Source organism: Leifsonia sp. TF02-11 (assembly GCF_017565305.1).
Taxonomy (GTDB): Bacteria; Actinomycetota; Actinomycetes; order Actinomycetales; family Microbacteriaceae; genus Leifsonia.
In genome coordinates this window covers 40,649-49,959 of the sequence record NZ_JAGEKP010000025.1, presented here as the reverse complement: position 1 = coordinate 49,959, position 9,311 = coordinate 40,649, and the positions used below count along the sequence as shown (strand labels likewise).

Here is a 9,311-nt window from a genome sequence, read left to right as displayed (position 1 = left end):
GATCCACTCTCGACCCCAACTGACCCTCCTCGTCCAATACGAACGAGAACACGCTCAGGGGTTGGCCAAATCAAACCGTCACAGCCACACCGACAAGACCCACATTGGGCCAAATCGAGGTGACGAGCCTGGGCCACTTCAACCTGTCAGAAACACCGCGCACCGGTAAGACGACCAGCCGCGCCGTGCCGGCGATCCTGGCCGCTCCCGGCGGGGTGCTCGTCACCTCGAACAAGCGCGACGTCGTAGACGCCACCCGCGACGTGCGGGAGAAGGCCGGGCAGGTGTGGGTGTTCGACCCGCAGGGCATCGCTTTGGAGGAGCCCACCTGGTGGTGGAACCCGCTGAGCTACGTCACCGACGAGGTACGCGCCGCCAAGATGGCCCAGCACTTCGCCTCCGGCTCCCGCGACGCGGACGCCAAGACAGATTCCTACTTCGATCCGGCCGGCAAAGACCTCCTGGCCGGCCTTCTCCTCGCCGCAGCGCTGGACGGCCGCCCGATCACGGACGTGTACACGTGGTTGACCCGGCCCGCCGATGACACGGCGGTGGAGATCCTTCGACAGCACGGCTTCCCGCTGACCGCCGACCAGGTGGCCGGCGTCATCGACGCGCCGGAGAAGCAGCGCGGCGGCGTCTACGGCACCGCCCAGCAGATGGCATCGTGCCTGACGAACCGTCAGGTCGCCCGCTGGGTGACCCCGTTGGGCGGGAACGCAAGCGATCGGCGGCCGCAGTTCAGCCCGGAGGCGTTCGTGCGCGAGGGCGGCACGCTCTACAGCCTCTCCAAGGAGGGCCAGGGCACCGCCGGCCCGCTGGTGACCGCGCTCACGGTCGCCGTGGTGGAAGCGGCGGAGGAGCTGGCCGCTCGGTCGGCTGGCGGGCGCCTCAGCACGCCGCTTCTGGGCGTCCTGGACGAGGCGGCGAACGTCTGCCGCTGGCGCGACCTGCCGAACCTCTATTCGCACTACGGTTCGCGCGGCATCGTCCTGATGACGATCTTGCAGAGCTGGTCGCAGGGTGTGGAAGTGTGGGGCGAGTCCGGGATGCGCAAGCTGTGGTCGGCCTCCAACGTGAAGGTATACGGCGGTGGCGTCTCGGAGGCCGGCTTCCTCGAAGACCTCTCGCGGGTGATCGGTGACTACGACCGGCTCTCCTCGTCGACGTCGAGCGGGCGCGGGCAGCGCACGGTGTCGCAGCAGCTCCACCGTGAGCGCATCCTGGACGTCGCGGACCTGGCCGCGTTGCCCAAGGGGCGCGCCGTGGTGCTTTCCTCGGGTTCTCGGCCGACGCTGATCCGCACTCAGCCGTGGATGACCGGCCCGCACGCGGCCGATGTGCGGGCGTCGATCGCCGCGCACGACCCGCAGGCGCAGCACACGATCAGCGAGGCGCAGCACGAGGTCGCCGCCGTTGAGGCGACCATCGGGAGTGAGGCGCGATCGTGAGCGACTGGGGCGAGGACGACTACGAGCCGCAGGACGCCGGCAGTTCGTCGACGACTGCGGCAGCTCCGGCCGGTGGCCGGGCGTTCGGGATCGACGTGGGCGGCCTGGCCGACGAGCTGGTTGATGCCGCGGTCAAGTCGTTGGTGCGCAAGGAAGTGTCGGCCGTCGCCGCCGATGCCGTCAAGGACGCCCTGACCGACGATGTGCTGGACGCGCTTCGTGCTCGGGCTGAGACGGCGGCCGCCGCGGCGATCGCCGCACAGCTCGAAAATTCCGGGCTCGACGAGGGCACCGCGGCGGATGTGCCGGACGCGGCAGAGTCGGTCCTGACCTACGGCAGCGTCGACGAGTTCTTGCGTGAGTATCTGCGCAGCGTGTACCGGCGCAAGATCGACGGCAAGAACCGGGTGTGGGCGGCCGAATGGTGGAAGTACGACGAGGCGGTGATCCGTCTCGAAGCGCTCTGGCGCTCCTGGGAGTTCCTGCGCCGCGATCCCTCGACCGGTATGAGTGTGTGGTGGCGTGACCACGCTGACACGCACATGGCGGTGCTGATGGACCCGCAGGGGCCGTTCGCGCCGGCCGACGCGATGGCCGCGGAGAACCAATGCAGCAAGGGTGACCCGCTGCCCTACAAGCGACCACCGGAAGGGCTGTTCCCCGACGTCCGCGAAGCGACCGCCGACTAGGGGTGTTGCCGCCTCGGCCGGTCACCCAATAATTGACCCACCGTCGATCCCCCAGCGACGGGGCACGAAGAAGGGCCGCGCTCCCTCAGCGCGGCCCTTCTCCCTGTCCGGTGTCCGGTTCAGCGGCTCTGTTCGTTGCGCTGCACCTGGACCCCGCGGCCGCGCGCCTTGCGCGCCTTCGGTGCCTTGGCCGGACCGCCAGCGGCCACAGCGGCGGTGGCCGGCTTCGCCTGGCTGACGTCTGCGCGCATCCGGGTCGCGATGACCTCCTGATCGATGCCCTTGCTCTCCAACTCCGCCGCGGTGGACGCGCGCCGTTCGGAGCTGTCGTAGGTGGCCGCGCTGTCCTCTCGGGCAGCGCCGGCGCTCACGGTGCGCTCGTCCGCGTCGGCCTGAGCTCGAGTACGCTCCTCCGGGTCGGGCTCGTACTCGGCCGCGGCGCGCTCCTGCTCCGCCAGGCGGTCCTGCTGGTCCGCCTGGGTGAGGAGCTGCTGTGCCTCGACGTTCTCGACCGCAGAGCGCTGTCGTTCCGCGTCGGCCTGCGCACGCTCCTGTTCGGCGCGCTCCACGGCAGTACGGACCGCGGCCGCGTCGGCGCCCGTGTCGGCCGGGTCGACGCCGTAGCGGGTGCGCAGCTCCTCGCGCATCCTCTCCTCGGCGCGGGCGGCCTCCGGGTCGTCCTGCGCCCACGCGCGGGTGGTCTGGTACGTGCGGCCGATCTGCTCGGGCGTCGATCGCTCCCACCAGTCCGACCGGTAGACGTCGGCGTACTCGGTGCGTGCCGTGCGCTGCTCGGCCTCGAACCGTGTCCGCAGCTCGCGCGCCTCACGCTCGCTCGCGGCCTGGGCTCGCCGCAGCGCGTCCTCCCGTGCTCGGGCGATGCGCTCGCCCACCTGTCCCGCAGCGGTCACCAGCACACGGAGCTGTCCCTCGAACGCCTCCGCGATCCCGTCGCTCTCCTCGGCCATGATCGGCCCCCCTTCCTATTCCTGCCCGCCGCGTTGCGACGTGACTTTGTTGTGCGACTTCACATGCAGCCCCAAGGCCTTGATGGCTGCTTCGATCGACCCGTGCTCCGCGATCACGCGAGAGAAGATCACAGCGTTTAGGCGCGCGTCCTCGGCGGCATCGAAGGAGGTTGCCTTGTTACCGACACCGAGCCCGACGTGGAGCGACCACCGGCGGGACGCCGTGGTGGGGTCTACGAGCCCGTACCGCACCACCTGCGCATCCAGCGTGTTTCCCCCGGCTGTGAATGCCTCGATCGACAGCTCCAGGTCGGTATCGGTGCCCGGCACTCCCCACTCTTGTGGGGTTAGGTGTCGTATCGCTTCCATGCCATCCAACCAACGCAAATTTGGCTGTTGGATAGCGGCAAGGTCAAGGAGCCGGCGTAGTTGCGCGCGATCGAATCGCGCGCCGTATGCGGCCGTGTAACCCTCGCGTAGCCGCGGCTCCAACGTCGACCAGACCTCGCGCAGCGACGGCGGTCGAGCCCTCGTGTGCTCCGGCATGAAGCTTTCGCTCATGTCGACGAGCTCCGCGAGCTCGTCAGGAGTGAACGCGCCGTGCAGCGGCGGCTCCACCTGATCGCTCTTGCGGGCCATCCATACCTTCCACGCCTCGACGCGCTGAGCGGCGCACCAGTCGTCCCACGAGTAACCAATGTCTGGTCGCATGAAGCGGTGCAGCTGGACTGCACCGACGCCGGCTGCGTCAACCTCGGCCAGGCCGATGAAGCCTACGGGCTGGTCAATTCCGCCTGGCTCGATGTCGATAGAAACGACCGTGGCACTCATCGCTCTGTCCCGTCCCGTCCCGGACGTGGTGCCGGCCGGCGAGCTGGTGAGTCATCGGGTCGCAGCTCCCGCGGGACGGGCGAGCCTGGCGTGCCGCTCCGGCCGGCGTTCAGCCGGTCGAGCATGGCACGAGTCTCAGCGTCGAGCGCGGGAGCCTCTGTCGCCACGCTGCCCTGCTCCTCGACTACGGCAGCCTGGCCGACGCTACGGGCTGGCGGAGTCGGCAACGCTGCGTGTACACGCTCCAATCGGTCGCGCGCATCCGCTAGAGCGGTACGCGCGTAGCGGTCCTGACGTGCGGCCTCCGCCACCTTCATGACGGCAACGGTGAGTGTCAGCATCTCTCGCACAAGAGCCGCTTCACCGACAGTGCCTTGCCCTCCGCGTACCGCGCTTGCCAGGAACAGCGCAGCCCCGGAAATAGCGATCGTTCCCGCCTTCGCCGGAGGCGGGGTGCGTCGATACGTCTGCGCCGATCGAGACAACGCCTCAGCGGCCGCAGCGATATCACCTGGCGTCTCCTCCACGGCGTTCGACCATGCAGCGAGAGCGCCAGCGGTCTGCCGTGCCACCGTGGCCCACGTCTCGCGATCGTCAAGCGGAACGCGCGCCAGCTCGTCGACAGTACGCGCCAGTCGCTCGCTGTGTCGCAGTGCTTGATCGTTCGTCGGCTCCAGCCGTTCGCGACCAGGTGCCACAACTCGCCGGCCACGCTTGGCCGCGTTCCATTCGGCCACCGCCGCGGTAGCGCCTTGCGGGGTGTCCTCCCACCCGTCGCGCAGCCGCGGCAGCGTGAGGTCGCGGCCAAGGTGGCCGCCGCCGTACCAGATCGGACGTTCCCCGGCCGTGGGTCGTTCGGCCACCGAGTAGCCGGTCACGACGTCAGTACGCCCGTCAGCGTAGCGAGGGCGTACGAGCAACCCTTCACGCCGCATCCGGCGCACGAACTCGGCTTCACTCCGACTAGCGCCAGCACACCCTCGGACCTTCAACGCCAGCAGGTAGCGGGGCTGATCGGTGCGCAGCTCGGCGCTGATCCGAGCCTGCCGATCGGGGCCGGTCAGATGTTCCCAGCGTAGGGCGTCATCGCCCAACTGCGGGCGGGTGCGTTCGTACTTCGCGCGTGCTCGCGACCGTGCCTGAGCCTCCCGCTCGGCCGGGTCGTACCCGCGTGTGGAGCGCTCTGCGCGCACCGATTCCAGCTGCTCCAATCCGTACTTCACTTCAAGCGCTCGGGCCGCGACCTGGGCGCGGTGGAAGTCGTTGTGGATCGATGCCTTGGTGCCGTCCTCGCGAACCAGGTTCACAGCGATGTGGATGTGGTCGTTGCCGTTCGAGGACACACCGTGACGGACGGCAACCCACCGGCACGGCGCCTTCGTCCCCTCGTTGTCGTCGAACTCCATCGCCGTGATGAAGTCGTTGGCGATCGCGCCCCACTGCTCGTCCGCGAGCTGCCCTTCGTCGGCGCGCAGCGACAGCGAGCAGTGCCACACGTGACCGCCCGGAACCTCGACACCGAACACAGCCCGCGGCTTGTCCAAGTGACGCGCGATCGACAGCGCCGCGTCGCGTCCGAGCTCCGCGTCGTCGTGCCACGCCATCAGCGCCGGATCGCCCGCGACCAGGTGCGGTTCGGTGTGCTCGTTCGACCGGCCCGGGCCGGTGAGGTACGTCATCAGTCCCGACATGCGATCGCCGCGGACGACGTTCGGCATCACGACGCTGCACCGCTCAGCTCGTCGACGAATGCGTCGATCCGATCGGCCACCTCGCGGACCTTCCGCAGCGTCGCCACCATCTCAGCCTGCACGTCGCCAGTCGCGTTCGTCGCCTTCGCCATCTGGTTCACGTTATTCGCAATCGTGGCCAGCAGCCGGTGCGTGGAGAACATTTGCGCAATGACCTCATGCCGCACCGACGCATTCGACGCGGCGGCCGCAGCTCCTCCAGCGAGAGCGGAATCCACAAGCAGCTTGGGCACGCTCACCTTGTACTGCAAGGCGAGCGCGAGGAGCTGCCCCTCTTCCTCCGGAGTGACGCGGACGACATGACGGTGCCGGCGACCGCCCTCGACGCGACGGCGGCGTGCCTGGCGGCGCGGCTCCTGCTCCCCCGCGGTGTCAGAAACGGCCATGCCGTCACCTCCTCTCGGCCCAGCGCAGCGACCCCGCCTAACGCGGGGACCACACGTCCAGTGTGCCGCATCCTCGACCTTGTGTCGAGGATCAAGCCCGATCCGGCTACCGGATCGTATAGCTTGCTCCGTCCCTCCGTCCGGGACTCCAATCGCATTTGCTAACATCGTCAGACGGGAGTGGTCGCGGCTTCGCCGCGGCTGCTTGTCAGTGTGTCGATGGGCGTCGACGAGAGGCGCTCAGCTCCGTACCATTAGTGCATGGCTACGCAACTGACACCAGAGGAAGCAATCGAGCGCGCGCGACGTCTACAGGACGACCGGCTCAACGCCGTTCGCAGCGTCGCGGAGGCGCGCCAGGCGCTCGTCGATGTGCGCGAGCAGACCGACCGCGAGCTGAGCGAGCTGCAAGCGAGGATCGCGGAGCGGATCGCCAACGCAGAGCGCGACGACGTGCGCGCCTACTCCGCCGCAGTGAGCGCCGGATGGACCGCGGAGGAGCTTCGCAAGATCGGGTTCTCCGAGCCCGACAAGAAGGCTCGCACCCGGCGACGCGCAACGCGCAAGCCAGCGAACCGACCCGTCTCCGAGGCGGCCACCGAACCAGCGCAGGAGACGTCCTCGCAGGGTTGACCACGCACTCACGAAAGGCCCCACGTTCCGCTCTGCGGCGTGGGGCCTTTCGCATGCCCCCGCGCTGCGGGGGTTGCACTCCGCTACGAGGCCGTCAAGGGCGCTACGCGTCCCTTCGGGAGAGCCCTACGGGCTCCCCTTGACCGCCTCTCCACTGCGTGCAAGTCGGCCAGTGTTCCGTTGAAAGCAGCCAGCTCGTCGCAAGCGCCGAACTGCCAACTTTCAATCGGACACACAACAACCGGAAGGCCGAACGATGAACAGGGAAACCGAGCAGATCGAGAACATCGGAGGGTACGCCGTACCCGTCGACCCGATGGACGAGATGGGATGCGACTCGTGCCAGTGAACGACGACCAGAAGCGGCCCACGATGCTCACACCCAAGGCCCTCGCCGCGCAGCTCGGCGTCGACGTCGAGCACCTGCGCCGCCTACGGGATCAGGGCATCGGGCCGGCCTACATCCGCATCACTCCCCGCACCGTCCGATACCTCAGCTCAGAGGTCGCAGAGTGGCTGAACGACGAGCAGTGAACAGCTCCGATTTGGGGGATTTTGGGCTAGGGGATGAATTGCTCGGGCAGGCTGAACATGCGATCTAGAAGCGGCTCTAAATGCGCGATTGCAGCTCGGTGCTGTTCCTCCGTGAACTCCTCGATCAGAGGCGGGTCGTCGTCCGTCCAGCCGGTGGCTTCTGCCGCGATCGTCAGATCCCATCGGTTCCACCGCAACCGTCCTTGTTCGCGTAGTTGCTCCTGGAACTGTCCCTCGATTCCGAGCGGTCGGAACCGGTTGGCGTCGTTGGGCGACAGAGCCCCGCGCACCTGGTCGATCGCGAGGGTGTATCCGGCGATGAAGGCTGTTACCCGGTCGAACCGGATCGGCAATCCCAGGAACATGCCAGGTCGCTTGATGAACGCGCCCGCCATGATGAGCTGTGATGGGGCGCTCGCCTGGTGTTCACTCATCGTCCATACCTCCTTCAGGCCGACGGCTGGCTCTGGTCGTGCTTCGCAAGCGCGCGCGCGACGGATGACTTGCCGACGCCGAGCACGGCCGCGATCTGTGCGATGCTGTCGCCCTGCTCACGCATCCGCGCGGCCGCGGCGGTCCGTTCCGCTGTCATCACCGAGGGTCGGCCTCCCACGCGACCCTCAGCGCGCGCGTGAGCCAGGCCCCGTACGGTGTTCTCCCGGATCGTGTCGACGCGGAGCTGCGCGAACACGGCAACGATGCCGAACAGGGCTCGGCCCATCGGGGTTGTCGTGTCGATGTCCGGCTCGGTGAGGCTCTTGATGTTCACGCCCCGCTCGTGCAGGTCCGTGATCGTCTCGATGGCCATCTTCTCGCTGCCCGCGAGGCGATCGAGCCGGCGCACCAGCAGTGTGTCGCCGGGGCGCAGGTAGTCCAGGCATGCGAGCCACTGCGGGCGGTCTTTCACACGGCTGGACTCGCCGTGGTCGACGAACACCCGCCCGGCGCCTGCCGCGCGCAGCTCGGCCTCCTGGGCTGCCGGGTTCTGGTCATGACGCGACACCCGCGCGTATCCGACAACGTTGCTCATCGCCCCATCCCTCGATCCATGCCATACCGAGCTCCGGACGTGTGGGGGGCACTCCCGCGCTCCTGGATGCCGCCTGCCGGCGGCGTTCTCCGCGTGGCTTCAGTAGCGGGTTGCGGAAAACTCGCGTGTAGCGCCGAGCTGACGCCCGCCGTGCTCGACAGGGACGGGCTCTGCCGTGGAGCTTCGGAGCTCATGAGCCTGGCACCGAGATAATCGGCCAGCGGCTTGGTGTTGCCGACGACGGCGCGCAGCCGAGCGGTGCGCAGCTCGTCCACGTTGACGCGCCGCCAGTCGATCGGGTGCCCGGCTCGCTCAGCGAGCACGGTGACGTAGAGGCTTTGGCTGCGCGTGTTCCCGTCACGGTAGGGATGGATGGCCGAAAGGTCCCCCCAACGGTCTGCGAGCCGCGCAGCGAACGTGTCGGCGTCCAGCCCCGTCAGGTAGTCCTCGCGGTCGAGCTGGTCGAACAGGCGAGTGAGGTTGGGCTCGATGTACTCGGGACGGCAGTACGCGATCCCGACCCCGGTCGCTTGCACGTCGACGTCGCGGAGCTTACCGGCGATGCCAGGCACGATGCGCTCGAACAGCCGCGTATGGATGCGGCGCAGGTAGTCGTAGTCCAACCGATCCGGCGTCGGCTCGGTGCGCAGCTCCGCCATTGCGACAGAGGCATAGTCGTTCATCGCGGCATCGAGCCGGGCGGCGTTGCGTATCCCCTTCGAGTTGACGAGCACTCCCCCGCTGTCGGGGTAGGTGTACTTGTCGTCCTCACTCACCCTTGGGCGTACTTCGCGTCCAGCTCGACGTACGCCTCAGCAGCGGTCACACGACCGTCGAGGATGCGACGAGCGCGATCAAGCGCTTCGTGATCCGGGAAGTGACCGGCAAGCTGCTGAGCCTTCTCAATCATCGACAGCTCGCCATCAACGTCGACAGTCGGTTGAATCGTCGCGGTGCTGCGGGCCATGCTGGCTCCTCTCGCCTGTTCCGTCCATTCTATCACTTATCCCGAAAACGTTATAGGCGGCATTTCGGGTC

Annotated in this window: 13 protein-coding genes; 5 read left to right on the top strand and 8 right to left on the bottom strand. The window is 68.0% G+C overall.

Features of this window, described 5'->3' with window-relative positions; genetic code table 11:
- The first annotated feature begins 104 nt into the window (after nt 1-104).
- The gene (locus tag JNB50_RS22795) at nt 105-1,451 is read left to right on the top strand and encodes a type IV secretory system conjugative DNA transfer family protein (protein WP_279555563.1); all 1,347 of its coding nucleotides are present in this window, start codon (nt 105-107) and stop codon (nt 1,449-1,451) included.
- Nucleotides 1,448-2,140, top strand: a complete 693-nt coding sequence (locus JNB50_RS25665; protein ID WP_021762746.1) for a DUF4913 domain-containing protein — start codon at nt 1,448-1,450, stop codon at nt 2,138-2,140. Before JNB50_RS22795 ends, JNB50_RS25665 begins: the two co-directional genes overlap by 4 nt.
- A gap of 119 nt (nt 2,141-2,259) precedes the next feature.
- Here the strand turns inward: JNB50_RS25665 and JNB50_RS22785 are convergent, their stop codons facing one another.
- From JNB50_RS22785 to JNB50_RS22770, 4 genes are read right to left on the bottom strand one after another with little or no spacing between them, the layout of a single operon-like run.
- Nucleotides 2,260-3,108, bottom strand: coding sequence for a hypothetical protein (locus tag JNB50_RS22785; protein ID WP_021762747.1), 849 nt, complete (start codon nt 3,106-3,108; stop codon nt 2,260-2,262).
- Between the two features lie 15 nt (nt 3,109-3,123).
- Complete coding sequence (locus tag JNB50_RS22780) at nt 3,124-3,939, bottom strand: hypothetical protein (protein ID WP_021762748.1); 816 nt, start codon at nt 3,937-3,939, stop codon at nt 3,124-3,126.
- Nucleotides 3,936-5,618, bottom strand: a complete 1,683-nt coding sequence (locus JNB50_RS22775) for a relaxase/mobilization nuclease domain-containing protein (RefSeq protein ID WP_243768869.1) — start codon at nt 5,616-5,618, stop codon at nt 3,936-3,938. Before JNB50_RS22775 ends, JNB50_RS22780 begins: the two co-directional genes overlap by 4 nt.
- Nucleotides 5,619-5,656: 38 nt before the next feature.
- On the bottom strand, nt 5,657-6,076 hold the full coding sequence (locus JNB50_RS22770) for a MobC family plasmid mobilization relaxosome protein (RefSeq protein ID WP_021762750.1): 420 nt from the start codon (nt 6,074-6,076) through the stop codon (nt 5,657-5,659).
- Nucleotides 6,077-6,337: 261 nt separating this feature from the next.
- Between JNB50_RS22770 and JNB50_RS22765 the strand changes: the two genes are divergently transcribed.
- The 3 genes from JNB50_RS22765 (at nt 6,338) to JNB50_RS22755 (ending at nt 7,243) form a co-directional block, all read left to right on the top strand.
- A complete protein-coding gene (locus JNB50_RS22765; protein ID WP_021762751.1) occupies nt 6,338-6,709 on the top strand; it encodes a hypothetical protein in 372 nt (123 codons plus the stop codon).
- 256 nt (nt 6,710-6,965) lie between these two features.
- Nucleotides 6,966-7,058, top strand: a complete 93-nt coding sequence (locus tag JNB50_RS22760; RefSeq protein WP_039921996.1) for a hypothetical protein — start codon at nt 6,966-6,968, stop codon at nt 7,056-7,058.
- Nucleotides 7,040-7,243 carry an AlpA family transcriptional regulator gene (locus tag JNB50_RS22755; RefSeq protein WP_115698368.1) on the top strand — a complete coding sequence of 68 codons (204 nt, stop codon included), beginning with the start codon at nt 7,040-7,042 and terminating at the stop codon, nt 7,241-7,243. The genes JNB50_RS22760 and JNB50_RS22755 overlap by 19 nt, the downstream gene beginning before the upstream one ends.
- Nucleotides 7,244-7,269: 26 nt before the next feature.
- Here JNB50_RS22755 and JNB50_RS22750 read toward each other — a convergent pair whose 3' ends face one another.
- Genes JNB50_RS22750 through JNB50_RS22735 form a run of 4 tightly spaced genes read right to left on the bottom strand, consistent with a single transcriptional unit; the run spans nt 7,270 to nt 9,240 of the window.
- The gene (locus tag JNB50_RS22750; protein WP_021762753.1) at nt 7,270-7,677 is read right to left on the bottom strand and encodes a hypothetical protein; all 408 of its coding nucleotides are present in this window, start codon (nt 7,675-7,677) and stop codon (nt 7,270-7,272) included.
- Between the two features lie 14 nt (nt 7,678-7,691).
- Entirely contained in the window at nt 7,692-8,273 is a 582-nt protein-coding gene (locus JNB50_RS22745; RefSeq protein ID WP_021762754.1) for a recombinase family protein, read from the bottom strand.
- Nucleotides 8,270-9,049 (bottom strand): Fic family protein, encoded by a 780-nt coding sequence (locus JNB50_RS22740; RefSeq protein ID WP_021762755.1) that lies wholly within the window; start codon nt 9,047-9,049, stop codon nt 8,270-8,272. Before JNB50_RS22740 ends, JNB50_RS22745 begins: the two co-directional genes overlap by 4 nt.
- Nucleotides 9,046-9,240, bottom strand: coding sequence for a hypothetical protein (locus JNB50_RS22735; protein ID WP_039921998.1), 195 nt, complete (start codon nt 9,238-9,240; stop codon nt 9,046-9,048). The genes JNB50_RS22740 and JNB50_RS22735 overlap by 4 nt, the downstream gene beginning before the upstream one ends.
- Nucleotides 9,241-9,311 lie beyond the last annotated feature (71 nt).